We start from the raw sequence: 23,965 nt of genomic DNA, 5'->3' as shown, positions 1-23,965 counted from the left end.
GTGTCCGAGTCGCCCGCCTCCGGTGCCGTCCGCAACCCCGACCTGCTCGCGGTCTACTGCAACGACCACCTGGCCGCCTCGGTCGGCGGCATCGAGCTGGTCAAGCGGATGCTCGGCGTCCACGGCGGCACCGCCTACGAGGGCCCCCTGACCCAGCTGCTCGCCGAGCTGCGCGAGGAGAACTCCTCGCTCGAGACGCAGATGCAGGCGGTCGGCTTCCCCGTCCGCCGGTACAAGCAGGCCGCGCTGTGGGTGGGGGAGAAGGTGTCGCGGGCCAAGCTCAACGGCCGCCTGCTCGAGCGCTCGCCGCTGTCCGACCTGGTCGAGTTCGAGTTCCTCGCCTCGGCCGTGCGGGCCAAGCGCAGCGGCTTCGAGACGCTGCGGGAGGTCGCGGAGATCGACGGCCGTCTCGACCGGGCCGAGCTGGACCGGCTGATCGAGCAGGCCGACCGGCAGCACGAGTGGCTGACCCGCGCCCGCCGGGAGGTCGCCGCCCGGACGTTCGGCGGCGACGCCCACGCCCCCGAGGAGGCGGCGGACTGACGGCGCCGGTAGGACCGGTTCCATGTGCCACGACCACGACAGCCGACCGCCCGCGCCGCCCCGGACCGGGGACGTCGCGGAACGCGGGACGCTGACCCTCACCGCCGCCGACGGCGCCGAGTTCTCGGCCGCGTACGCGGCGCCCGCCGCCGAGCCGCGGGTGGGCGTGGTCATCCTGCCGGACATCCGCGGTCTGCACCCGTACTACGTCGCGCTCGCCGAGCGCTTCGCCGAGGCCGGGCTGCCGGCCGTCGCGTTCGACTGGTTCGGGCGGACGGCGGGCGTGTGCGGGGATCCCGGGACGCGCGGGGCGGACTTCGACTGGCAGGCGCACATCCCGCAGACCCGGCCGCAGTCGATCGACGCCGACCTCACCGCCGCCGTCGACTACCTGCGCGGGCGCACCCGGCCCGATCTGCCGGTGGTCACGGTGGGGTTCTGCTTCGGCGGCAGCCACTCCTGGCGGCAGAGCGGCGGCGACCTCGACCTGGCCGCGTGCGTCGGCTTCTACGGCAAGCCGTCGGTGGTCGGAGAGGCCGCCGGACGGGCGCACCGGTCCACCCTGATGGTGATCGCGGGCGCCGACGCCGCCACCCCGGTGGCGGACCAGCTGGCGCTCGCCGAGACCATGCGCGCGGCCGGCGCCGAGGTCGAGACGGCCGTGTACGACGGCGCACCGCACTCCTTCTTCGACCGGGCGTTCGGGGAGTGGGAGGAGGCCTGCGCGGACGTCTGGCGGCGGGTCCTCGCGCTCACCGACCGGGTCGCCCGGACCTAGGCTGGCGGGACGGCGCCGGCCACCGAGCCGCGCACGAGGGGGGAGCATGGTCGCGCAGCCGAACCTGCCCGGGCACCGGCTGGCGCCCTCGCACGAGACGTCCGCCGCGGCGTCCCGGCCGCCGGCGGCCTCACCGGAGGCCCTGCCGACGGAGACCGTGGACGCCGCCGAGGTCGCGGCGGCGCCGGCGGAGGGGGTGCCCGAGCCCGGGCCCGCCGTCGCGGTGCCCGGCGCGCCGGCCGCGGAGCCGATGCCCGCGTCCGGCGGGCTGCCGCGGTGGCTGCTGCTCCTGCTCGGGGCGGCGGCCGCGACCGTCGCGATCGCCGGTCTGCGGGAGATCTCCTGGCTGGTCGCGCCGATCCTGCTGGCGCTGGTCGTGGTCATCGCGCTCGCGCCGGTGCAGAGCTGGCTGATGCGCGCCGGCTGGCCGCGCTGGGCCAGCGCCACCGTGCTGCTCGTCCTCGTCTGGACGGTGCTGCTCGCCTTCGTCGGCCTCCTGGTCCTCTCCATCGCGCAGTTCGCCGCCCTGCTCCCCGACTACGCCGGCCGCGCCGAGGTGCTGATCAGCGACGTCGTCCTCGACCTCAACGACGCCGGGGTGGTCAGCGGCCAGCTCTCCGACCTGGTCCGCGGCATCGACTACAGCCAGCTGGTCGGCGTGGCCACCGGGCTGCTGGGCCGCCTCACCGACGCGGCCAGCACGCTGCTGCTCCTGCTCTCCGCGCTGGTGTTCCTCGCCATCGAGTCCGGGGGATTCGGCCGCCGGCTGGCGCTGGTCGCCGCCGAGCGCCCGCACCTGCCGATCGCGCTCGGCCTCTTCGCCCGCGGCACCCGCAGCTACCTGCTCGTCAGCACGGTCTTCGGGTTCGTCGTCGCCGTCGGCGACGCCATCGGCCTGGCCCTGCTCGGGGTCCCGGCCGCCGTGCTCTGGGGCGTCCTGTCGTTCATCACCAACTACGTGCCCAACATCGGCTTCGTCCTGGGCCTCATCCCGCCGGCGCTGCTCGCCCTGCTCGCCGGCGGCTGGGGCAAGTTCACCGCCGTCGTGATCCTGTACTGCGTGCTGAACTTCGTCGTCCAGACGCTGGTGCAGCCGCGCTTCGTGGGCGACTCGGTCGGGCTGTCGATGACGGTCACGTTCGTGGCGCTGCTGTTCTGGGGCTGGGTGCTGGGCGCGCTCGGCGCTCTGCTGGCCATCCCGCTCACCCTGCTGGTCAAGGCGCTGCTGGTCGACGTCGACCCGCGGGGGCACTGGCTGGACGTCATCCTCCGCGAGGAACCGCGGGCGCCGCGCACGTCGAGAGCCCGCCGGCGGGCGCACGCCCGGCGGGCCGCGCTGGCCTCGGTGCGGGCCCTGCACCCGCACCGCCGGACGCCCCACGGCTGACCCTCGACACGCCCGCTGAGCTGCGCAGACGGAATGTCGTACCCGCTCCGTACGTTGCACCGGTACCGGGTGGACGCGCCGCTCGGCGAGCCGAGGAGGAGACCCATGAAGGGCGATCGTGTCGAGGTCGTCATCGACGCCGGTGACGACACCCGCACCTACGAGATCGAGGCCACCCGGGCCGGCCGCCGGGTGGAGATCACCCACGGCCGGGGGCTCGTGGAGGTCACCGAGACCACCCGCGGCGGCACCCGTGTGCGTACCGCGCGGTTCATGGCCAACCGCGTGCTGGCCCTGGTCGAGCACCCGGCGTCGCAGGACGTGCTGCCCGACGACGCCGCGGTGACCCAGTTGCGCCAGCCCGCCTGAACGGGGTAGTCCCCGTCCCGTGGCTCAGGAGCTCGTCGTGGTGGTCGGGCTCCAGGGCAGCGGGAAGACGACGTGGGTGGCCCAGCACCTGGCCGGCAGCCACGCCGTCGTGAGCAAGGACCACTGGCCCCGCGCCCGCCGGCGCGAGGCGCGGCAGCGCCGCGTCGTCGCCGAGCTGCTGGCCGCGGGGCGCAGCGTGGTGGTCGACAACACCAACCCCTCCGTCGAGGAGCGCGCACCACTCGTCGCGGCGGCCCGCGCCGCCGGCGTGCCGGTGCGCGCCGTCTGGCTGGACGTGCCCGTCGAGACGTGCCTGGAGCGCAACGCGCGGCGGGAGGGCCGGGCCCGCGTGCCGCTCGTCGGGGTGCACGCCACCCGCGCCCGGCTGGTGCCGCCGACGCCGGAGGAGGGCTTCGCCGCGGTCGACGTGCTGCGCCCGGCGACCTGACCCGCCCGGCCGACCAAGGCACCCGGACCTTCCGGCACGGCCGTTGCTACCCGCCCGTAACCTGGCGGGCGCAGCAGGCGGCCGCCCCGGCGCAGCAGCCCGGCGGGCGGCCGGCATCCGGACGAAGGGAACCTTTAGATGAGCGAGGCAGGGAGCGCGGCCCGCCGCGTGGCCATCGTGACCGGCGCGGCCCGCGGCATCGGCGCCGCCACCGCGATCCGGCTGGCCGCCGACGGGCTCGCCGTCGGCGTGCTCGACCTGGACGAGGGGCAGGCCAAGGCCACCGTCGAGGCGATCGAGGCCGCGGGCGGCACCGCCCTGGCCGTGGGCGCCGACGTCAGCGACACCGAGCAGGTGACCGCCGCCGTCGAGCGCGTCGCCGCCGAGCTCGGCCCGCCGACCGTGCTGGTCAACAACGCCGGCGTGACCCGCGACAACATGCTGTTCAAGATGACCGAGTCCGACTGGGACACGGTCATGAACGTGCACCTGCGCGGCGCCTTCCTCATGACCCGCGCGGTGCAGAAGTACATGACCGAGGCGAGGTTCGGCCGGATCGTGAGCCTGTCCAGCGTCTCGGCGCTCGGCAACCGCGGGCAGACCAACTACTCCACGGCCAAGGCCGGTCTGCAGGGCTTCACCAAGACCGTCGCCATCGAGCTGGGCAAGTTCGGCGTCACCGCGAACGCGATCGCGCCCGGCTTCATCCAGACCGAGATGACCAAGGCGACCGCCGAGCGCATGGGCATCGCCTTCGACGACTTCATCGCGTTCGCCGCCAAGGAGATCCCGGTGCAGCGCGTGGGCCAGCCCGAGGACATCGCGCACCTGGTCTCGTTCCTCGTCAGCGAGGGCGCCGGCTTCGTGTCCGGCCAGGTCATCTACGCCGCCGGCGGTCCCAAGGCCTGAACGGCGAGGTGCCCGGGCGGCCACCGGCCGCCCGGGCCCGGCACCGTCGGGGATTTTCTGGGGTAATGGGAAGGCGTGGCACGCACTCCGCTCCGGCTCGCCGTCCTCGGTGACTCCATCGGGTACGGGCAGGGCGCCCGGCACCCCGACGAGCGGCTCGGCCCGCGGCTGGCCGCGGCGCTGACCGCCGAGGGCTTCGCCGTCGACCTGCACGTCCTCGCCGTCCCCCGCTCGGTCTCCGCCGACCTGGCCGCCCAGGTCCGCCGCGCGGCGCCGCTGGGCATCGACCTGGCCGTCGTGGTGATCGGCGCCAACGACCTGGCCCGCTTCGTCCCGCCGGCCGACGCCGCCGGCTCCCTGGCCACGGCGGTCGCCGGGTTGCAGGCGGCGGGCACCGACGTGGTCGTCGTCCCGGCGCCGGACATGTCCATGGTCCCGTTCGTGCCGCCGGCCTTCCGGCCCGTGGTGCAGGCGGCGTGCTCGGTGCTGCAGCGGCACCAGGAGCAGGTCGCCCGGGCCGCCGGGGTCGCGTTCGCCGACGTCGGCCCGCAGGTCGGGCCGGCCTTCTCGGCCGATCCGGGCTTGTTCTCGGCCGACCGCTTCCACCCCTCGGCGGCCGGCTACGCCCTCATCGCCGGGGCGCTGGCCCCGCACGTGGTCGCCGCCGCCCGGGCCCGGCGCGACGCCGCCGCCTGAGAACCCGCTGGTCCGCGGCGGGGGCCCGCACCTAGCGTCCGCCGGGTGGACCTCGTCTTCCTGCACGGCCCGCCCGCGTCGGGCAAGCTGACCACCGCCCGCGCGCTGGAGCGGCTGGTCGGCTACCCGGTGTTCCACAACCACCTGGTCGTCGACCTGCTCACCGGGATCTTCCCGTTCGGCACGCCGCCGTTCGTGCGGCTGCGCGAGGAGTTCTGGACGGCGGTGTTCGCCGAGGCCGCGGCCGCCGGCCGGTCGCTGGTCTTCACCTTCGCGCCGGAGGCCACGGTCCGGGCCGGCTTCGCCGAGCGCGCCCGCGCGGCGGTCGAGGAGGCCGGTGGGCGGGTGCGCTTCGTCCGGCTGCTGGTCGGCGCCGAGGAACAGCGGCGGCGCGTCGTCCTGCCCGACCGCGGCGAGTTCCACAAGCTGCGCGACCCGGGGCTGCTGCGCGGTGCGCCCGCCGCCGACCAGCCGCCGGCCGACCTGGAGATCGACACCGACGTCAGCGACCCGGCGGCCTCGGCGGCGCGCATCGTCGAGCACTTCGCGCTGCGGCCGCAGCCCGCGGCGCCGCGCTACCCCTGACCCGCGGGAATCCGGTCGCCGACCCGGGCCCGGCGCCGTAGCGTCCCCCGCCGTGTCCGACCGCACCTACCGCGTCATCGTCCGCGGCACCTTCGACGGCCTCGACGAGGCCACCCGCAGCCGCCTGCGCGCCGAGGCCGCCGAGCACGACCTGTTCCTCGCCCGGTTCACCGAGGCGGGCACCCTCACCTACGACGAGCGGCTGGCCGCCTTCTCCCACCGCGTGCTCGTGCGGGTGCCCGCCGGGCCGGCCGAGGAGGACGAGGCGCACACCGCCGGGGAGCTCGCCGCGATCGAGCACCTCGACGCCGCCGGGCTCGGCTACCGCAACCTGCGGTCGACCGTGACCTGCGTGGACGACGTGAAGATCAGAGCTCGGCGCTGAGGGCACGTCCCCACGCCGGGATCCGCCTCGGTGCTGTGACGGGGCCCGTCGAAGCGACCCCCGTGCGCATCTCGGTGCCCGGCGCTGCAGCACCCGCCGCCCACCTCAGGTCGAGCTGAGGTCCTCGGGCAGGTCGGTGCGGCCGCGCTCGGCCGAGAGGAAGCGGATGTCGTCGTCGCGCGGCCACTCCGCCGAGCCGGCGACCGGCTTCGGCCGCGGCCGGCGGGGGACCGACGCCCCGGCGCCGCCACCGCGCCCGCGGTAGACGAGCAGGCCGTGCACCCGGTCGGGGACGGCGTCCAGCGAGGCCCGGACGGCGGGCAGGGCGCGGTAGCGCTCGAGCCGCTCGTCGTCGGGGAAGACCAGCTCCAGGACGACGCCCCACCGGGTCTCGTGCCACTCCCAGTACAGGGCGCCGTTGGTCACCGCGGCCTCGACCAGGTCGTTGCCGTGGGCGTGCTGCCACATCGACGCCGGGAACGCCTCGGCGTCGAGCACCTCGACGGTGAGCCACTCGGGCACGTCGCCAACGGTAGATCCGCGGCACCGGCATGGTCCAGACTCCCGACCCGTGACCGAGGGAAGGGTGCGCCAGCTGCGGCTGGTCGTCGAGGCCGAGGACTACGAGCAGGCCGTCCGCTTCTACCGCGACGTCCTCGGCATGCCGGAGGAGGGCGCGTTCGCGGCCGACGGCGGCGCGCACGTGACGATCCTCGACGCCGGCCGGGCGACCCTGGAGCTGGCCAACCCCGCCCAGAAGCGCTACATCGACGACGTCGAGGTCGGCCGCCAGGTCGCGCCCCGGATGCGCGTCGCCTTCGAGGTCGACGACTCCGCGCAGGTGACCGGCGAGCTGGCCGGCGCCGGTGCCGACGTCGTGGCGCCGCCGACCGAGACGCCCTGGCGCTCGCTGAACGCACGGCTGGACGCCCCGGCCGGGCTGCACATCACCGTCTTCCAGGAGCTCGATCCGCCGGGCTGACCCCGGCCAGCAGCTCGGCCAGGTGCAGCCCCTGGCGGCCGGCCAGCTGGTCGAGCTGGGTCCGGCAGGAGAACCCGTCGGCCAGCACGACGGCGTCGGAGGAGAGGTCCCGGACCGCGGGCAGCAGCTGCTGCTCCGCGATCGCCACCGATACGTCGTGGTGGCCGCGCTCCACGCCCCAGTTGCCGGCCAGCCCGCAGCACCCGCCCAGCCGCGTGACCGTCGCGCCGGCCGCGCGCAGCAGCCGCTCGTCGGCCGCCCAGCCGAGCACGGCGGCGTGGTGGCAGTGCGGCTGGGCGACGACCTCCAGACCGGTCAGGGACGGCGGCGCCCAGCCCGGGGTGTCGGCGAGCAGCTCGGCCAGCGTCCGCGTCGCCGCCTTGACCGCCGCCGCGGCCGGGTCGTCGAGGAGGTCGACCGCCTCGCCGCGGAGCACCGCGGTGCACGAGGGCTCCACCCCCACGATCGGCACGCCCGCCTCGGCCAGCGGCGCCAGCGCCCGCACGGTGGGGCCGAGGATCCGCCGCGCGGCGTCGAGCTGGCCGGTGGTGATCCAGGTCAGCCCGCAGCAGGTGTCGGCGCCCGGCACCTGCACCCGGTAGCCGGCGTCCTCCAGCACGGTCACCGCGGCCTGCGCCACCGAGGGGGCGAAGTGGTCGGTGAACGAGTCCACCCACAGCGCCACCGGGCGGCCCTGGCCGGACGCGGCCGGGCGGTCGGCCCACCAGGCGCGGAACGTCTCCCGGGCGAACGGCGGCACCTCGCGGCGCTGGTCCATCCCCGCCGACCACTTCGCCACCGCGCCGCCGAGCCTCGAGCCCATGAGCGCGTTGGCCAGGCGGGGCACCCGCGCGGCCACGTCGGCCCACCGCGGCAGCTGCCCGAGCGTGTAGTGCGACCGCGGGCGCAGCCGCCGGCGGTAGGACTGGTGCAGCACCTCGGCCTTGTAGGTGGCCATGTCCACGCCGGTCGGGCAGTCCCGCGAGCAGCCCTTGCACGACAGGCAGAGGTCCAGCGCCTCGTGCACCTCCGCCGAGCGCCAGTCCCGCACCGGCCCGCCGGGCGCCAGCATCTCCTGCAGCACCCGCGCCCGCCCGCGGGTGGTGTCCTTCTCCTCGCGGGTGGCCGGCCACGAGGGGCACATCACCCCGCCGGCTGCCTGCAGGTCGGCCCGGCACTTGCCGACGCCGGTGCAGCGGTGCACCGCCGAGGAGAAGTCGCCGCCGTCGTGCGGGTAGGCGAAGGCGAGCCCGGTGCGCCGCCGGGGCGCCTCGGTCACCCGCACCGCCTCGTCGAACGGCGCCGGGCGCACCAGCACCCCGGGGTTGAGCACGTCGTCGGGGTCGAACAACCCCTTGACCCGCTCGAACAGCGCGATCGCGGCGGGGGAGTACATGACCGGCAGCAGCTCGCTGCGCGCCCGCCCGTCGCCGTGCTCGCCCGACATCGAGCCGCCGTGCGCGGCCACCAGCCGGGCGGCGTCCTCGATGAAGGCGCGGTAGGCCCGGCGGCCGCGGTCGGGCTCCCGCCCGAACGGGAAGTCGATGCGCACGTGCAGGCAGCCGTCGCCGAAGTGCCCGTACGGCACGCCCTGCAGCCCGTGCCCGGCGAGCAGCTCCTCGAAGCCGCGCAGGTACCCGCCCAGCGACTCCACCGGGACGGCGGCGTCCTCCCACCCGGCGTGCGCGGGCCGGCCGTCGGGGGTGCGCGCGGCCAGCCCGGCGCCGTCCTCCCGGATCCGCCAGATCGCCGCGGCGTGCGCGACGTCGGTGACCACCAGGGAGTCCAGCGCCCCGGCGTCGGCGAGCACGTGCCGCGCCGCCGCCTCGACCTCCGCCACCGTGTCGCCGGTGAGCTCGACGACCAGCCAGCCCTCGCCGCGGGGCAGGTCGGGCACGACCGCGGCGGGGACGTCGCGCAGCCGCTGGACGATCCGCGCGTCCAGCCCCTCCACCGCCGTCGGCCCGTGGCGGAGCAGGCCGGGTGTGGCGTCCGCGGCGTCGGCCATCGCCGGGTAGCCCAGGACGACGAGGCCGCGCACCGGGGCGTCGGCGACCAGGCGCACCGTCGCGCCGAGCACCAGGCCCAGGGTGCCCTCGCTGCCCACCAGCGCCCGCGCGGCGTCGGCGCCGCGCTCGGGCAGCAGGTGCTCCAGCGAGTAGCCCGACACCTGCCGGCCGAAGCGGCCCAGCTCGGTGCGGATCGTCGCGAGCTCCCCGGCCACCAGGTCGCGCAGCCGGTCGAGCACCCCGCCCGTGGCGCCCGCCCCGAGGGACAGCCGCTCGCCGCCGCCGGTGACGACGTCGAGGGCGACGACGTTGTCCGACGTCCGCCCGTAGCCGAGGGCGCGCGAGCCGCAGGCGTTGTTGCCGATCATCCCGCCGACCGTGCAGCGGTTGTGCGTGCTCGGGTCGGGGCCGAAGCGCAGCCCGTGCGGCTTGGCCGCCGCCTGCAGCGCGGCGTGCACCACCCCGGGGTCGACCACCGCCGTCCCGGCGTCGGCGTCGATCCGGTGGATCCCGTGCAGGTGCCGGCTGGTGTCGAGGACGACGCCCGGCCCGACGGCGTTGCCCGCGATCGAGGTGCCCGCGCCGCGCGCGGTCAGCGGGACGCCGAGCTCCCGGCACACCGCCAGCGTGGCCACGACCTCGTCGGGGTGCCGCGGCCGGACGACCGCGCGCGGCAGCACGCGGTAGAGGGAGCCGTCGGAGGAGTACAGCGCCCGCGCCAGTCCGGAGCCGTCGACGTCGTCGACCCCGGCCCGGCGCAGGGCATCGATCAGTTCGCGGTCGTCCCCCACGGGGAGGAGTCTCGCAGGCGACCGGTGCGGCTATCCGGTGGGCGGCTCGTCCTTGCCCTCCTCCTCCAGCCGGTCGGCCTCCTCCTTGGTCTTGTGCACCGCGCCGTCGGCGTGCTCCGGCGGGCCGTAGACGGTGTAGAGGATCAGCGGGTTCTCGCCGGTGTTGAGGAAGTTGTGCTTCGTCCCGGCCGGGACGACGACCAGGTCACCCTGCGCGACCTTCTTGGTGCTGCCGGAGACGCGGGCCTCCCCGGTGCCGCTCACGAACGTGAGGATCTGGTCGACCTCGTGCACCTCCTCGCCGATCTCCCCGTCCGGCGGGATGGTCATGATCACCAGCTGGGTGTGCTCGCCGGTCCAGAGCACGCGGCGGAAGTCCGCGCTCTTCTCGGCCTCGGTCGCGATCGTGTAGTGGATGACGCTCGCCATCAGCGCTTTCCTCTCGTCTCCCTGAGCTCGGTCGCGGCAGTCCTATCCCAAGATCGCGTCCACTAGTCCTCGGCTCCCCGGTCGGGCGACCACCGAGCGGTTTGATTCCCGTACCGACACCCGCTACCGTCCTCCCGTGCCGCGCGCCGACGCCCTCCCCGCCCCGTCCGAGGCCGCTCCCGGTGCGCCGGGCCGCACGCTCGCGGTGGTGTCCGCGAGCACGGTGCTGGTACTCGCCGCGTTCGTCACCCCGCTCGCGACCGGTGTGCGCACCGCGGCCGAGTTCGGCTCCGGGCCCGGCGGGCAGGCCTGGCTGCTCAGCGGCATGAGCGTCGGGCTCGCGGCGGCCCTGCTCGTCGCCGGGGTGGCGGCCGACGACCTCGGCCACCGGCGGGTCTTCGCCGCCGGGCTGGCGCTGCTCGGCGCGGGGGCGGCGGTCGCCGGCCTGGCCGGGAGCACCGGCCTGTTCGTCGCCGGCCGGCTGGTCCAGGGCGTGGGCGGGGCGGCGGTGCTGGCCGCGACCCTGGGGCTGGTCTCGCAGGCCTTCCCCGCCGGTCCCGCCCGGTCGCGGGCCGCCGCGGTCTGGGGCGCCGCCGTCGGCGCCGGCACCGGGGTGGGCGGCCTGGCCACCGTCGTCCTCGACCACGGCACCGCCTGGCGGACGACGCACCTGGTCGCCGCCGCGCTGGCGGTGCTCGGTGCCGGCGTCGCGCTGCGCGTCCTCCCGCCGCCGGCGGCGCGGCGGCACCGGCGGGTCGACGTCGCCGGCACGGTCCTCCTGGTCGGCGCGCTGGCCGGCCTGCTCGCCGGGCTGGTCGAGACCCGGTCGCCGGGCGGCGGCGCCACCGCCGCGGTCGTGCTGGCGGTGGCCGCCGTCCTGCTGGCCGGGTTCCTGGTGGTGCAGGCGCGCACCCGCGAGCCGCTGGTCGACCTGGCGCTGTTCCGCGTCCGGGGGTTCGTCGCCGCGAGCACCGGGGCGCTGGTCACCGGCGCCGCCGTCGTGGGCGTGATGTCCTACCTGCCCAGCGTGCTGCAGCGCGGGCTGGGGGAGAGCCTGCTCGCCGTCACGCTGCTGGTGCTCGTCTGGTCGGCGGTCTCCACGGCCACCGCGCTCGCCGTCCGGCTGGTGCCGGGCCTGGACGGGCGGGTGCTGCTCGCCGGCGGCCTGGCGCTCTCCGCCGCCGGGCTGGCCGGGCTCGCCGTTCTCGACGAGGGCGCGTCGGCGCTGCGGTTCCTGCCCGGCCTCGTGGTGCTCGGTGTCGGCTACGGGGCGGCCAACGCGGCGCTCGGCCGGGAGGCCGTCGCCCACGTGCCGCCGGCCCGTGCCGGGATGGGCAGCGGCGCGAACAACACCGCGCGCTACGTCGGCGCGGCGGTCGGCGTCACCGTCGTCGTCCTCGTGGTCGGCACGGGCACCGACGTCACCGCGGGCTGGAACGCCGCCGCCCTCGGTGCGGCCGCGGTCGGCGCGGCCGGGGCGCTGACCGTGCTGCTGCTGCGCCCCGCGCGCGCCTGACTCAGCGGCGGCGCTCGAGCAGGCCGATCAGCACGGCCGCCGCGACGTCGGTGTCCTCGGGCAGGCGTTCGGCCTCGCCGCGCTCGACGCGCGCCAGCATGAGCTCGTTGATCCCGCCGACGGCGGCGAGCACCAGCTCGCGGCTGACCGGCCGGACCTCGTCGGGGTGCGCCTCGCCGAGCTCGCGCGCCACCTCGTCGAGCAGGTCGACGTAGCGGTCGACCACCGCGCGGCGCAGTGCCAGCGCCGGCCGCCCCGCCGCCTGCACCTCCACCAGCGCGGCCCACGCCACCGCCGGCCCGGCCGACAGCGCGGCGAGGTAGCTGGCGACGCCGGAGCGCACCCGCTCCCGCCACGGCAGCCGCGCCGCGCGGGCGTCGTCCTGGGCCCGCCGCACCGTCTCGAGCACCGAGTCGGTCGCCCGCTGGTACAGCTCGAGCAGGCACTGCTCCTTGTCGCGGAAGTGCGCGTAGACGACCGTCTTCGACACCTGCCCCACGCGGGCGATGTCGGACATCGTGGTCGCGGCGTAGCCCTTCTCCGCCATGCAGACGGCGAGCGCGCGCAGGATCCGGCCGCGTCGATGCCCGTCGTCCACGGCCGGGTCGTCGACGGGAGCTGCTGCGACGGTAGCGCCCACCTCCGGCACGATAACGGGCACGACCGGTCCGGGGCCTCTCCGCGGGGTGAACAGCCGGGATCGCGCGGAGCGTGGGCAAGGTCACGGTCCGTGCCCGGAAGGCGACAGGGGTGCCCGGGCGTCGTCCATGGGGTGAGCACGGCGACCGCCCCGACCCGCGCCCCGGCCCGCGCCTACGCCGTCTGGCTGGTCGGCCTGTTCGCCTACGCCGTGGCCGTGTTCCACCGCGGCTCCCTCGGCGTCGCCGCCGTCGAGGCGCAGGAGCGGTTCTCCGCCGGCGCGTCGGCGATCTCGCTGTTCCTGGTGCTGCAGCTGGCCGTCTACGCCGCCATGCAGGTGCCGGTGGGCGTCGCCCTCGACCGGTTCGGCTCCCGGGCGCTCATCGTCGCCGGCGGGCTGACCATGGCCGCCGGCCAGCTCGTCCTGGCGGTGGCCACCGACGTGCCGACGGCGGTGGTGGCCCGGGTGCTCATCGGCGCCGGTGACGCGATGACCTTCATCAGCCTGCTGCGCGTCGTCGGGCTGTGGTTCCCCGGCCGCACGGTGCCGCTGGTCACCCAGCTCACCGGCATCCTCGGCCAGGTCGGTCAGATCGCCGCGGCCTACCCACTGGTGGCGCTGCTGCACGCGGTGTCCTGGGAGAGCACGTTCCTCGGCGCAGCCGCGGTCGGCGTGCTCGCCGCCGCGCTCGTGCTCGCCACGCTGCGCGACGCCCCGCCCGGCACGCTCCGCCCGGCGCCGGCCGGCCTGGCCGAGGTGCGCCGCAGCCTGGCCGACACCTGGCGCGAGCCGGGCACCCGCATCGGGCTCTACACCCACCTGGTCACCCAGTTCTCCGGCACGGTCTTCGCGCTGCTGTGGGGCTACCCGTTCCTGGTCCTCGGCCAGGGCCTCGCCCCCGGGACGGCGGCGGCCCTGCTGACGCTGCTCGTCCTGGTCGGCATGGCCGTCGGGCCGCTGCTGGGCCGGCTGTGCGGGCACTGGCCGCTGCGCCGCTCCAACCTGGTGTTCACGATCCTGATGGCGACCGCGGCGATCTGGACCGTCGTCCTGCTCTGGCCGGGCCGGGCGCCGCTGTGGCTGCTCGTGCTGCTGGTCGTCGTCCTCGGCACCAACGGGCCGGGCTCGATGATCGGCTTCGACTACGCCCGCACCGAGAACCCGGCCGAGCGCATGGGCAGCGCCAGCGGCGTGGTCAACGTCGGCGGCTTCGTCGCCTCGCTGCTCACCATCCTCGCCGTCGGCGCGGTGCTCGACCTGCTCACGCCCGGCGGCTCCACGGGCTACGACCTCGACGCCTTCCGCGCCGCCTTCGCCGTGCAGTACCTGTTCTGGGCGATCGGCCTGGCCGGCGTGGTGCGGCACCGCCGGCAGCTGCGCGCCCGCATGGCGCGCGACGGCATCGTGCTCGTGCCGCTCCGGATCGCCGTCGGCGCCCGCCTGCGCGGGGGCTCGGCCTACCGCTGAGCGGTGGCCCGGGAGCGGAAGTCGCCCCTCCCGGTGTCGGAGCGCCAGTCGGCGAACGACTCGCCGGTGAGCTCCTCGAGCAGCGCGATGTCCTCGAGCAGCGGGGCCAGCACCTCCCGGCGGACCTCCACCGGCAGCGGCGGGCGCTGCGTCCGCCCGGCGTGCAGCGCGGCGAGCAGCGGCCGGCTCGCCTGCCGCCACACCTGCGGCGGCGCGAGGGCGCCGAGCGCCGCCCCCGCCCGCGCCGCGCGGGCCAGCAGCCGGTAGCGCGTCCCGTCGGCCACGTACGGCTTCACGTTCTCCGGGGGGACGGCGTGCGCGACGCCCTCGGCCACCCCGAGGAAGCGGGCGACCCGGTCGAGGGTCTGCTGCGGGGTGTCGACCAGCTCGCGGTAGCGCAGGAGCAGCACCTGCTCCCGCGGGAAGCGGGTGCGCAGGTCGCGGAGCTGCTCGCCGTAGCGGCCCAGCCCCCGGTAGTGCCAGAACGGCGCCCAGCCCTCGGCGGTGCGCCGCTCCTCGGCCCGGACGGCGGCCAGGACGTCGGCCTCCGGCTCCAGGCCGTCGGCCCGCAGGTGCACCCAGTTCGAGACGGCGCGGTCGACCGGGTCGCGGACGACGAGCACGAACCGCGCGTCGGGGACGTCGGCGGCGATCCGGGCGTGCGCCCGGCGGTCGTAGAGGTAGAACGGCGTGCTCTCCCCGTGGACGGCGTCGGCCGGTGCTCCGGCGAACAGCGCCAGGTAGCGCTCGCGGCGCCAGATCCACTCGCGGGCGCTGTGCGCGTCGCCGGGGCCGCGCTGCTGCGCGCGCTCGGGCGGGCGCCCGCCGGTGAGGTAGAACTTCGGCTCCTTGACCGGCGAGAGGTACAGGCCGGGGTGGGTGGCCAGCGCGGCGTGCAGCGCCGTCGTCCCCGCCTTGGGGGCGCCGGCGATGAAGAACTGGGGCAACCGCTCCGCCATGGCGCTATTTCTACCAACACCACCGGATTGGTGAGGAATGGGGCGTGGTTAGGGTGGGGGCTCCGCCACGGGGAGGGTCGTCCGCGTTGTCCACCAGTCCGTCGTCCCTGCTCGCGCACCTCGACCGCTTCTGGGACGACGCCGCCGTGGTCGCCGAGCCCGACGACCCCCGCCCCGGCGCCTGGGCGGGCGCGCCGTCGGCGCTGCTGGTCGACGGCGTTTGGTGGCTGGCCTACCGGCTGCGCCGGCCGATCGGCGAGGGGCGCGGGTACGGCAACGTCGTCGCCCGGTCGTCCGACGGGGTGCACTTCGAGCCGGTGACCACCCTGTCGTCGGCGCGGTTCGGCGCCGAGTCGCTGGAGCGGCCGGCGCTGGTGCGCACGCCCGAGGGCCGCTGGCGGCTCTACGTCAGCTGCGCGCTGCCCGGGACCAAGGGCTGGCGCATCGACCTGCTGGAGGCGGCATCGGTCGAGGGCCTCGGCGACGCGGCCGCCGAGACCGTGCTGCCGTGCACCGACACCCAGGCGTGGAAGGACCCGGTGGTCCGCCGGTCGGGCGGGGAGTGGCACCTGTGGGCGTCGGTGCACCCGCTCGACGACCCCGACGCGACCGACCGGATGACCACCGAGCACGCCACCAGCCCCGACGGGCGGACGTGGACGCACCGCGGCACCGCGCTGGCCGGCACGCCGGGCACGTGGGACGCCCGCGGGGTGCGCGTCGCGGCCGTGCAGCTCGGGCCCGGCGGCGCCGACGACCCGGCCACCTGGGCGCTCTACGACGGCCGGGCGAGCGCGGCGGAGAACTGGGAGGAGCGCACCGGGCTGGCGCGGGCCGACGGCGGCCGCTTCGCCGCCGACCCCGGCGGGCCGCTGCTGACCAGCCCGCACGCGCCCGGCGGGCTGCGCTACGCCGACGCCGTCGGCCTGCCCGACGGCTCCACCCGCTGGTTCTACGAGGCCACCCGCGCCGACGGCGCGCACGACCTGCGGACCGTGCTGCTGGCTGCGTGAGGACGGCGCACACTGCGCCTATGAGCTGGGTCACACGAGCCGCAGCAGCCGGCCTCTCCGCCCTGGGCGCCGTCGCCGCCCGCGACCTGGTGCAGCGCGAGCACACGCTGCTGCGCAACTTCCCGGTGATCGGGCACGCCCGGTACCTGATCGAGGCGATCGGCCCCGAACTGCGCCAGTACCTGGTCGCCGGCAACAACGAGGAGCGGCCCTTCACCCGCGACCAGCGGCGGTGGGTGTACGCCTCGGCGAAGAAGCAGAACAACTACTTCGGCTTCGGCACCGACAACGACCTCGAGTACACCGCCGGCTACCCCGTGATCAACCACCGCACGTTCGGCCGGGCGGTGCCGGCCACGAGCGTGCACGCCGGCGCGGACGTGCGGCTGCCGTGCGCCAAGGTGCTCGGCGCGGCCCGCGGCCGGGTGCAGGCGTTCCGGCCCGCGTCGGTCGTCAACATCTCCGCGATGAGCTTCGGCTCGCTGTCCGGCCGCGCGGTCGAGGCGCTCAACCGCGGCGCCGCGCTGGCCGGCTGCCTGCACAACACCGGCGAGGGCGGCATCTCGGTGCACCACCGGCACGGCGGCGAGCTGGTCTACCAGATCGGCACGGCGTACTTCGGCTGCCGCGACGAGCACGGCCGTTTCGACCTGGCCCGGCTCAAGGACCTGGTGGCCGGCGCCCCGGTGCGGGCGATCGAGGTCAAGCTCAGCCAGGGGGCCAAGCCCGGCCTGGGCGGCGTGCTGCCGGCGGCCAAGGTGTCGGCCGAGATCGCCGAGGCCCGCGGGGTGCCCGAGGGCGTGGACTGCATCAGCCCGTCGCGGCACGCCGAGTTCTCCGACCCCGACAGCCTGCTCGACTGGGTCGAGCTGCTGGCCGCCGAGACCGGGCTGCCGGTGGGGATCAAGTCGGCGGTCGGCGACATGGCCTTCTGGCACGAGCTCACCGAGCTCATGGCGACGACCGGCCGCGGGGTGGACTTCGTGACGATCGACGGCGGGGAGGGCGGCACCGGGGCGGCGCCGCTGATCTTCACCGACTCGGTGTCGCTGCCCTTCCAGCTCGGCTTCGCCCGCGTCTACTCCGTCTTCGCCCGGGCCGGGCTGGCCGAGCAGGTCGTGTTCGTCGGCGGCGGCAAGCTGGGGCTGCCGGACAACGCGATCGTCGCCTTCGCGCTCGGCTGCGACCTGGTCAACGTCGCCCGCGAGGCGATGCTGGCCATCGGCTGCATCCAGGCGCAGAAGTGCCACACCGACACCTGCCCGACCGGCGTCGCGACGCAGAACGCGTGGCTGGCCCACGGCCTGGACCCGGCGCTGAAGTCGGTGCGCGCGGCCACCTACATCGCCACGCTGCGCCGCGACCTGCTCAAGGTGGCCGAGGCATGCGGCGTGGAGCACCCGGGGCTGATCGACACCTCGGCGGTGGAGGTGCTCACCGGGCGGACGGCCTCGCGGCCGCTGGGCGAGGTGTACGAGTACGAGCCGGGCTGGGGGCTGCCGTCGGCGGAGGACCGGGCGGCGATCGTGCGGCTGATGACGGGGGAGGGGTCGAAGGGCGGCAGCGCGCCGCCGTCACCCACCGCCGTCGGCTGACAGCCCCGTGAGCAGCGCAGCGAGGAACGAGCGAGGAGCGGAGCGGGGCGCGGAAGCCGACGGTCAGACATCGTCGGCTGACAGGCCGGAGAGGAGGAGGTCGATCCCGGCGTCGAGGGCATGGCGGGCGGCGGCCTCGGGCCAGGAGGTCCCGTCGTCGGGGCGGACCGGGGCCGGGGCGGTCGCCAGCCAGGCCGTGGCCGGGAACCGCTCGGCGTGGTCGGGGACGACGGTGGCGAGGGCGGCCGCCCGCTCGGACCACCACCGCTGCTCGTCCGGCCCCTCGGCGGCGGCCCGCCGGGCGTCGGCCACGGTCTCCGCGGTGCCGCGGACCAGGTGGTAGAGCGCGGTCACCGCGGGTCGGGCCGACGCGGCCGGCAGGCCGCCGGCGCGCAGCACCCGCACCAGCGACTCGAGGACCGCCTGCTCGTGCGGGCCCAGCACCGGCCGGGCGAAGGAGAGCTGCAGCGTCCACGGGTGGCGGACGTGGACGGCGACCAGCTCCGCGGCCCAGGTGCGGACGGCGGCGCGCCAGTCGCCGCCCGGGCCGGGCAGCTCGGCCTCCGCGTGCACCGCGTCGTGCATGAGGTCGAGCAGCTCGGCCTTGCCGGGCACGTAGGTGTAGAGCGCCATCGCGGTGACGCCGAGCCGCTCGCCGACCTGCCGGAGGCTCACGTCGGCGCCGGCGGTCGCGTCGGCGGCGGCGATCCCGGCCGCGACCACGTCGTCGAGGGTCAGGGCCGGCCGCGGGCCGCGGCGCCCGCCCGGCCCCGGCCGCCGCCACAGCAGCCGCAGCGTCGTCTCGGCGTCGCCCTGCCCACCCCGGACCACGTGCCCTCCCGCCGCTGGAACTGTTTATCGCGTATAGAGTTTAGCTCGTGCGGACGATCGGGCTGCCCGGCGGAGCCGGGATCGAGGTGGAGGTGCGGGGCGAGGGGCCGGTCGTGCTGCTGCCGGTGGACCCCCGCGCGGCCGAGGGGGAGCAGGCCGACGCGATGCGGGCGTGGGGCACCGATCCCGAGCTCGGCCGCAGCCTGCTGCGGGGGCTGGCCGACGGGTACCGGGTCGTCGCCTTCGGCTACGAGGCCCACGTGCTGGCCCACCCGCGGCCGGACGCGCTCACGCCGGAGGCGGTGGTGGCCGACCTGCTGGCGGTGGCCGACGCGGTGGGTGCCGACCGCTTCGCCCTCTACGGCTACTCGTGGCTGGCCCTGGCCGGCCTGCAGCTCGCCGTCCGCACCGACCGGCTGACCGCCCTGGCGATGGGCGGGTTCCCGCCGCTCGGCGGTCCGTACGCGGAGATGCTGGCGGTGACGGCGGCGACCCACGCGCTGGCCGCCGCGCCCCGGGCGGAGCCCGCGCCCGCCGCCGAGCCGGGGGACTGGTCGACCGCCGAGGTGGGGCTGAGCGAGCCGCAGGCCCGTCAGTTCCGCACGCTCTACGAGGCGCTGCAGAACTTCGACGACCGGGCGGCCCTGCCGCGGGTGCGCTGCCCGCGGCTGGCCTTCGCCGGCACCGCCGACGTCATCGACTACGAGGAGCGCTGGGGCGGGGTGCGGGTGGACATGGGCCCGCGGCTGGCCGGCTGCGCCGCCGAGCTGACGGCGGCCGGGTGGACCGTCCGCCTGCTCGACGGGCTGGACCACACCGGCGCCATGCAGGCCGGCGCGGTCCTCCCGGTGCTGCGCCCGTGGCTCGACGAGGTGCTGCGGGGCTGACGGTCCGCGCCCCGGGCCACTCGTCCGGTCAGGACCAGCCGATGGGGGGCCGGACGGGCAGGCTGGCCGCGGGGGGCGGGGCGGTCACCACGACGGGTCCACCGCAGTTCCAGCACCGGGGGTGGGCGCCGCCGCTGCCCGGTGCGTCCTGGCCGCCGACCTGGCACGGCGTGCACGTCCAGCTGATCTCGATCCGGGACTCCACGGAGCCGGCTCCTTCGGTCGCCTGCAGGCGCCCCGTCGGGCTGCGGGGAGCTGTCGCCGGGGTTGCATACCCCGGCCGGGCCTCCCGACGCGCGGTCAGTTGCCGCGGAGCAGCTCCTCGAACGACGGGGTGCCGCCGAACGGGCCCTCGAGCGCGTCGGCCGGGGGTGCGGTCGGCAGGCCGGCGATCAGGTCGGCCAGCTCGCCCGCGGCGCGGCGGACCCGCTCGCCCAGGGCGCGGCTGACGCCATCCCCGCCGGCCCAGTCCTCGCTCGCGGCGAAGACCGCCGTCGGCGCGACCACCGCGCGCAGGTAGGCGAACAGCGGGCGCACCGCGAACTCCAGCGCCAGCGAGTGGCGGGCGGTGCCGGCGGTGGCGCCCAGCAGCGTCGGCTTGGAGATCAGCGCGTCCTTGTCCAGGACGTCGAAGAACGTCTTGAACAGCCCGCTGTAGGAGGCGGAGAAGATCGGCGTGACGGCGATCAGGCCGTCGGCGCCGGTCACCGTCTCCACCGCCGAGCGCAGGGCGGCGTTCGGGAAGCCGGTCACCAGGTTGTCGGCCAGGTCGCGGGCGTGCTCGCGCAGCTCGACGACCTCCACCGTGGCGGAGACGCCGCGCTCGCGCAGCGCCTCCACCGTGGCGGTGGTGAGCCGGTCGGCCAGCAGCCGGGTGGACGACGGGACCGAGAGCCCGGCGCTGACGACGGCGAGCGTGCGGGTCGTCATCGGACCTCCACCTCCTCGGCCTCCTCGCGCACCTGGCCGGTGACGTCGTCGCCGGCGGCGTAGACGGTGGCGTCCTTGGCGCCGCCGGCCGCGGCCACCAGCGAGGCGTGCGTCGGGGCGTCGGGCACGTGCGCCGGCTTGAGGGCGGCGAACTCCTTGCGCAGCACGGGCACGACCTCCTCGCCGAGGATGTCGAGCTGCTCGAGCACCGTCTTCAGCGGCAGGCCGGCGTGGTCGACGAGGAACAGCTGGCGCTGGTAGTCGCCGACGTAGTCGCGGAACCCGAGGGTGCGCTCGATGACCTGCTGCGGGCTGCCGACGGTCAGCGGGGTCTCGCGGCTGAAGTCCTCCAGCGACGGTCCGTGGCCGTAGACCGGCGCGTTGTCGAAGTAGGGCCGGAACTCGTCGACGGCGTCCTGGCTGTTCTTGCGCATGAACACCTGCCCGCCCAGCCCGACGATGGCCTGGTCGGCGCCGCCGTGGCCGTAGTGCTCGAAGCGGCGGCGGTAGAACTCGACCATCCGCTGCGTGTGCTCCGGCGGCCAGAAGATGTGGTTGTGGAAGAAGCCGTCGCCGTAGTACGCCGCCTGCTCGGCGATCTGCGGGCTGCGGATCGAACCGTGCCAGACGAACGGCGGGACGCCGTCGAGCGGCCGCGGCGTGGAGGTGAAGCCCTGCAGCGGCGTGCGGAACCTGCCCGACCAGTCCACGACGTCCTCCCGCCAGAGCCGGCGCAGGAGGGCGTAGTTCTCGACGGCGAGCTCGATGCCGTTGCGGATGTCCTGGCCGAACCACGGGTAGACCGGGCCGGTGTTGCCGCGGCCCATCATCAGGTCGACGCGGCCGTCGGCGAGGTGCTGCAGCATCGCGTAGTCCTCGGCGATCTTCACCGGGTCGTTGGTGGTGATCAGCGTCGTGGCCGTCGACAGCTGCAGGGTCGACGTCTGCGCCGCGATGTGCGCCAGCGTCGTGGTGGGGGAGGACGAGAAGAACGGCGGGTTGTGGTGCTCGCCCAGGGCGAAGACGTCGAGCCCGACCTCCTCGGCCTTCTTCGCGATCGTGAGGACCGCCTTGATCCGCTCCGCCTCGGTGGGGGTGCGCCCGTTGGTCGGGTCGGTCGTGATGTCGCTGACCGAGAAGATGCCGAACTGCATGACCGTCTCCGTTGCTAGTTGAGAGCGCAACTACTTTCGCCCACCAGAACCGCGGCGGCCCCGTGGTCATTCCCGAGTCTGCCGCACCCACCGGCGGCGGCGACCCCGGAGGAAGTACGCCGCCGGTCCGACGACGTCGACGGCGATGGGCGGCAGGGCGGCCCGCTGCCGTCCGCTCAATTCGCTCCGGCGCTCGCGGGCCACGGTTCCTCCTCGGCTCGTCGCTCCCGGGCGCGCGCGGTCGCCGCCGCGGTGAGCTCGTCGATGCACGCCGCCATCCCCTCGGCCAGGACTCCGACGTCGTCGACGGCTGCGTCCGCGTCGATCGAGACGGTGAGCGTGCCCGCGTAGGACAGCGCCGCGATCCCGAGCGGCACGCCGCGGACCAGCGGGGCGAGGGGGACCGCCTGCTCCAGGCGGGCACCGGCCAGGGACAGCGGCGTCCCGGGCCCCGGCACGTTCGTCACGAAGAGGTTGACCCGCCGCCCGGCCACCCGGCGCATCCACCGGACGGCGAGGCGGGCCACCGGCACCGGCAGGCGGAGCACGTCCATGACGTGGCCACCACCGGAGGCGAGCCGGCGCTTCAGCACGCGGGTGCGGGCGACCACGGCGGCCAGCCGCCGGAGGTCGTCGGCCTCCCCGACCGGCAGCCCGACGACGAGGATGCCGTCGCGCTGACCCGGCGACCGGGCCCCGACGGGCACGGAGGCCTGCAGCCGCAGTCCGTCGACGCGGTCGCCCCGGGCGAGCAGCAGGCGTCGCAGCCCGGCGGCGACGGCGGTCAGCAGCAGGTCGTTGACCGTCGCGCCGAGCGCGTGCGCCGTCGCCCGCAGCTCGTCCAGCGGCAGGGCGACGACGGTCAGCCGCCGTCCCGGCCCGATCGGCCGGGACAGCGACGTCCGGGGCGCGGCGGTGCGCAGGTCGGCGAGGAGCTGGCGCGTCCGGCGGACCCGGTTCGGGACGACGGCCGGCGTGGGTGCGGGCCCGAGGTGACCCGGCGGGGGTGGGGCGCCCTCCGGGTCGAGGAGCGCAGCGGCGAGCGCCACCCCCCGGAGGCCGTCGGCGAGCGCGTGGTGGACCACGATCAGCACCGCGAACCGGCCGTCGGGCAGGGCGGCGACGTCGGCCCGCCACAGGGGTCGCGACGGGTCCAGCGGGTGCACGAGCCGGGCCGCCGCCCAGTCCAGGGGGTCGCTGCCGGGCGGCAGGGCGTCGCGCGTGACGTGGTCGGCCGGGTCGTCGCCCGGTGCCTCCTGCCACGACGGGCGACCCCCGGCCCGGGTGATCCGCCGGCGCAGTACCGGGAGGACGTGCGCCCGCCGGGCCAGCTCGGCGGCGATCGCGACGGTGTCGACGCCGCCGTCGGAAGCCTGGAACGGTCCGGCCGAGAAGAACGCGAGCAGCGCGATCTGGAACGGCGCGACCGGCTCGTCGACCCAGAGGTTCACGAGCTCGCCGGGGGTCAGCGGCTCCACGTGCCGACGGTGCCCGAGCCCTCGTCGCGGCCGGAGAGGCGTCCGACCTGCCGCTGGCCGCAAAGGTCCTCGTGACCTGATCGTGACCCTGCGGCCCCGTAAGGCGCACACAGCGTCACGGGCCCGGCACCGGGCGAGCAGCTACGCCGCGCGACGTCCCGACACGCTCGGGACGTCGCGCGGGTGACCGGGCGTGTCTGCCACTGTCGGCTGCGAGATCACGGGCCGGACCCCCAGGAGGCGGTTGCCGCATGTTCCGACGCACCGAGGTGACCGGCGGCTCCGGCCGCCAGCCGGAGGGCGTGAGCCCGTCGGGTCCGACGCCCGCAGGGAACTTCGTGGTCGACCAGCAGTGGCCGAACCTGTCCGGTGACCTCGACGCGCTGCTGACCACCGCCCCGGTGTTCCGCTCGTCGGTGCGCGGCTACGACCGGCTGCAGGTCGACAACTACGTGGCGTGGGCCGAGGCGGAGCTGCGGGCCGCGCGCCGCGAGACCGACGACCTCGTGGAGCGCTACGGCCGGGCCTCCGCCGAGCTGGAGATCTCCCGGCGGCTGCTCGCCCGGTCCCCCGAGGGCCAGGAGATGTCGGCGATCTCCGAGCGCATGGGCCGGATGCTGCAGATGGCCGCCGACGAGGGCGCCGAGATCACCGCGTCCGCCCAGGAGGAGGCGGAGCAGATCCTCACCGAGGCGCGGATCGAGGCCGACGCCCGCCTGCGCAAGGCGCACGAGATCAAGCAGATGGCCGTCGAGGCCGGCGACCGCATGCGCGAGGAGGCCCGGCTGGTCCGCGCCGAAGCGACCGCGACGCTCGAGCGGGCACGGGCGGAGGCGGCGCAGATCCTGCGCGACGCCGAGGCGGAGCGCGACCGGCTGGCCCGGGAGGCGCAGGAGTCGCGCTCGCGGGCGGAGGCCGAGCTGGCCAAGTGGCTGGCCGACACCCGCGCGGCCGCCCGGCGGGAGCAGGAGGAGGCCGCCGCGGCCGCCGAGGCCATGGTGGCCGAGGCCCGCGGCGAGGTCGAGGAGCTCGACCGCCGCCGGGTGCGGGCCACGGAGTCGCTGCTGCGGCTCAACGAGCAGATCGGCGTGGCCCTGGAGACCGTGGCCGGCGTGAGCGACCTGGCCGCGGTGATCGGGCCGGGGCGGCCCGCGCCCGTCTGATCCGCGTCACCGCCAGGTCGT

General features: G+C 76.1%; 25 protein-coding genes. 16 read left to right on the top strand and 9 right to left on the bottom strand.

Features of this window, described 5'->3' with window-relative positions; all coding sequences use genetic code 11:
• The 9 genes from ACI8AF_RS13355 to ACI8AF_RS13315 all read left to right on the top strand — a co-directional run bounded on the left by ACI8AF_RS13355 (position 1) and on the right by ACI8AF_RS13315 (position 6,100).
• On the top strand, positions 1-543 hold the full coding sequence (locus ACI8AF_RS13355; protein WP_456540203.1) for a hypothetical protein: 543 nt from the start codon (positions 1-3) through the stop codon (positions 541-543).
• A 22-nt stretch (positions 544-565) separates the two neighbouring features.
• Positions 566-1,321 carry a dienelactone hydrolase family protein gene (locus ACI8AF_RS13350; RefSeq protein WP_456540202.1) on the top strand — a complete coding sequence of 252 codons (756 nt, stop codon included), beginning with the start codon at positions 566-568 and terminating at the stop codon, positions 1,319-1,321.
• Positions 1,322-1,367: 46 nt separating this feature from the next.
• Positions 1,368-2,708, top strand: a complete 1,341-nt coding sequence (locus ACI8AF_RS13345; RefSeq protein ID WP_456540201.1) for an AI-2E family transporter — start codon at positions 1,368-1,370, stop codon at positions 2,706-2,708.
• A gap of 105 nt (positions 2,709-2,813) precedes the next feature.
• On the top strand, positions 2,814-3,077 hold the full coding sequence (locus ACI8AF_RS13340; protein WP_456540200.1) for a hypothetical protein: 264 nt from the start codon (positions 2,814-2,816) through the stop codon (positions 3,075-3,077).
• A gap of 19 nt (positions 3,078-3,096) precedes the next feature.
• On the top strand, positions 3,097-3,525 hold the full coding sequence (locus ACI8AF_RS13335; RefSeq protein WP_456540199.1) for an AAA family ATPase: 429 nt from the start codon (positions 3,097-3,099) through the stop codon (positions 3,523-3,525).
• A gap of 138 nt (positions 3,526-3,663) precedes the next feature.
• Positions 3,664-4,434, top strand: a complete 771-nt coding sequence (gene fabG / locus ACI8AF_RS13330) for a 3-oxoacyl-ACP reductase FabG (protein WP_456540198.1) — start codon at positions 3,664-3,666, stop codon at positions 4,432-4,434.
• Between the two features lie 75 nt (positions 4,435-4,509).
• Positions 4,510-5,130, top strand: a complete 621-nt coding sequence (locus tag ACI8AF_RS13325) for an SGNH/GDSL hydrolase family protein (protein ID WP_456540197.1) — start codon at positions 4,510-4,512, stop codon at positions 5,128-5,130.
• Positions 5,131-5,175: 45 nt separating this feature from the next.
• Positions 5,176-5,715, top strand: a complete 540-nt coding sequence (locus ACI8AF_RS13320; RefSeq protein ID WP_456540196.1) for a hypothetical protein — start codon at positions 5,176-5,178, stop codon at positions 5,713-5,715.
• A 52-nt stretch (positions 5,716-5,767) separates the two neighbouring features.
• The gene (locus ACI8AF_RS13315; protein ID WP_456540195.1) at positions 5,768-6,100 is read left to right on the top strand and encodes a DUF6204 family protein; all 333 of its coding nucleotides are present in this window, start codon (positions 5,768-5,770) and stop codon (positions 6,098-6,100) included.
• A 105-nt stretch (positions 6,101-6,205) separates the two neighbouring features.
• Here ACI8AF_RS13315 and ACI8AF_RS13310 read toward each other — a convergent pair whose 3' ends face one another.
• Positions 6,206-6,622, bottom strand: coding sequence for a hypothetical protein (locus ACI8AF_RS13310; protein ID WP_456540194.1), 417 nt, complete (start codon positions 6,620-6,622; stop codon positions 6,206-6,208).
• A gap of 49 nt (positions 6,623-6,671) precedes the next feature.
• Between ACI8AF_RS13310 and ACI8AF_RS13305 the strand changes: the two genes are divergently transcribed.
• Positions 6,672-7,082 carry a VOC family protein gene (locus ACI8AF_RS13305; protein ID WP_456540193.1) on the top strand — a complete coding sequence of 137 codons (411 nt, stop codon included), beginning with the start codon at positions 6,672-6,674 and terminating at the stop codon, positions 7,080-7,082.
• Here ACI8AF_RS13305 and ACI8AF_RS13300 read toward each other — a convergent pair.
• Both ACI8AF_RS13300 and ACI8AF_RS13295 read right to left on the bottom strand, forming a co-directional pair.
• On the bottom strand, positions 7,048-9,882 hold the full coding sequence (locus ACI8AF_RS13300) for an FAD-binding and (Fe-S)-binding domain-containing protein (RefSeq protein ID WP_456540192.1): 2,835 nt from the start codon (positions 9,880-9,882) through the stop codon (positions 7,048-7,050). The genes ACI8AF_RS13305 and ACI8AF_RS13300 overlap by 35 nt on opposite strands.
• A 30-nt stretch (positions 9,883-9,912) precedes the next feature.
• On the bottom strand, positions 9,913-10,311 hold the full coding sequence (locus tag ACI8AF_RS13295; RefSeq protein ID WP_456540191.1) for a cupin domain-containing protein: 399 nt from the start codon (positions 10,309-10,311) through the stop codon (positions 9,913-9,915).
• 136 nt (positions 10,312-10,447) lie between these two features.
• Between ACI8AF_RS13295 and ACI8AF_RS13290 the strand changes: the two genes are divergently transcribed.
• The gene (locus ACI8AF_RS13290) at positions 10,448-11,827 is read left to right on the top strand and encodes an MFS transporter (RefSeq protein ID WP_456540190.1); all 1,380 of its coding nucleotides are present in this window, start codon (positions 10,448-10,450) and stop codon (positions 11,825-11,827) included.
• 1 nt (position 11,828) lies between these two features.
• On the opposite strand, the gene ACI8AF_RS13285 is transcribed toward ACI8AF_RS13290, so the two are convergent.
• Positions 11,829-12,467: a TetR/AcrR family transcriptional regulator gene (locus ACI8AF_RS13285; protein ID WP_456540189.1), complete on the bottom strand. Its 639-nt coding sequence runs from the start codon at positions 12,465-12,467 to the stop codon at positions 11,829-11,831.
• A gap of 132 nt (positions 12,468-12,599) precedes the next feature.
• Here ACI8AF_RS13285 and ACI8AF_RS13280 point away from each other — a divergent pair, with 132 nt between their 5' ends.
• Entirely contained in the window at positions 12,600-13,934 is a 1,335-nt protein-coding gene (locus ACI8AF_RS13280) for an MFS transporter (protein WP_456540188.1), read from the top strand.
• Here the strand turns inward: ACI8AF_RS13280 and ACI8AF_RS13275 are convergent.
• Complete coding sequence (locus ACI8AF_RS13275; protein WP_456540187.1) at positions 13,925-14,893, bottom strand: sulfotransferase family protein; 969 nt, start codon at positions 14,891-14,893, stop codon at positions 13,925-13,927. The genes ACI8AF_RS13280 and ACI8AF_RS13275 overlap by 10 nt on opposite strands.
• Before the next feature lie 86 nt (positions 14,894-14,979).
• On the opposite strand from ACI8AF_RS13275, the gene ACI8AF_RS13270 reads away from it, so the two are divergent.
• Positions 14,980-15,906: a hypothetical protein gene (locus ACI8AF_RS13270; protein WP_456540186.1), complete on the top strand. Its 927-nt coding sequence runs from the start codon at positions 14,980-14,982 to the stop codon at positions 15,904-15,906.
• 20 nt (positions 15,907-15,926) lie between these two features.
• The gene (locus ACI8AF_RS13265) at positions 15,927-17,501 is read left to right on the top strand and encodes an FMN-binding glutamate synthase family protein (RefSeq protein WP_456540185.1); all 1,575 of its coding nucleotides are present in this window, start codon (positions 15,927-15,929) and stop codon (positions 17,499-17,501) included.
• A 63-nt stretch (positions 17,502-17,564) separates the two neighbouring features.
• On the opposite strand, the gene ACI8AF_RS13260 is transcribed toward ACI8AF_RS13265, so the two are convergent.
• Complete coding sequence (locus ACI8AF_RS13260) at positions 17,565-18,332, bottom strand: TetR/AcrR family transcriptional regulator C-terminal domain-containing protein (protein WP_456540184.1); 768 nt, start codon at positions 18,330-18,332, stop codon at positions 17,565-17,567.
• A gap of 47 nt (positions 18,333-18,379) precedes the next feature.
• Here ACI8AF_RS13260 and ACI8AF_RS13255 point away from each other — a divergent pair, with 47 nt between their 5' ends.
• On the top strand, positions 18,380-19,219 hold the full coding sequence (locus tag ACI8AF_RS13255) for an alpha/beta fold hydrolase (RefSeq protein ID WP_456540183.1): 840 nt from the start codon (positions 18,380-18,382) through the stop codon (positions 19,217-19,219).
• A gap of 300 nt (positions 19,220-19,519) precedes the next feature.
• On the opposite strand, the gene ACI8AF_RS13250 is transcribed toward ACI8AF_RS13255, so the two are convergent.
• From ACI8AF_RS13250 to ACI8AF_RS13240, 3 genes are all read right to left on the bottom strand, one after another.
• A complete protein-coding gene (locus tag ACI8AF_RS13250) occupies positions 19,520-20,149 on the bottom strand; it encodes an FMN reductase (RefSeq protein WP_456540182.1) in 630 nt (209 codons plus the stop codon).
• The gene (locus ACI8AF_RS13245; RefSeq protein WP_456540181.1) at positions 20,146-21,303 is read right to left on the bottom strand and encodes an LLM class flavin-dependent oxidoreductase; all 1,158 of its coding nucleotides are present in this window, start codon (positions 21,301-21,303) and stop codon (positions 20,146-20,148) included. The genes ACI8AF_RS13250 and ACI8AF_RS13245 overlap by 4 nt, the downstream gene beginning before the upstream one ends.
• 176 nt (positions 21,304-21,479) lie before the next feature.
• Complete coding sequence (locus tag ACI8AF_RS13240; protein ID WP_456540180.1) at positions 21,480-22,781, bottom strand: wax ester/triacylglycerol synthase domain-containing protein; 1,302 nt, start codon at positions 22,779-22,781, stop codon at positions 21,480-21,482.
• Positions 22,782-23,032: 251 nt separating this feature from the next.
• Here ACI8AF_RS13240 and ACI8AF_RS13235 point away from each other — a divergent pair, with 251 nt between their 5' ends.
• Complete coding sequence (locus ACI8AF_RS13235; protein ID WP_456540179.1) at positions 23,033-23,944, top strand: hypothetical protein; 912 nt, start codon at positions 23,033-23,035, stop codon at positions 23,942-23,944.
• The last annotated feature ends 21 nt before the right edge of the window (positions 23,945-23,965 follow it).

It is taken from the genome of Blastococcus sp. SYSU D00669, assembly GCF_054050715.1.
This window is presented reverse-complemented; position numbering and strand designations above follow the sequence as displayed.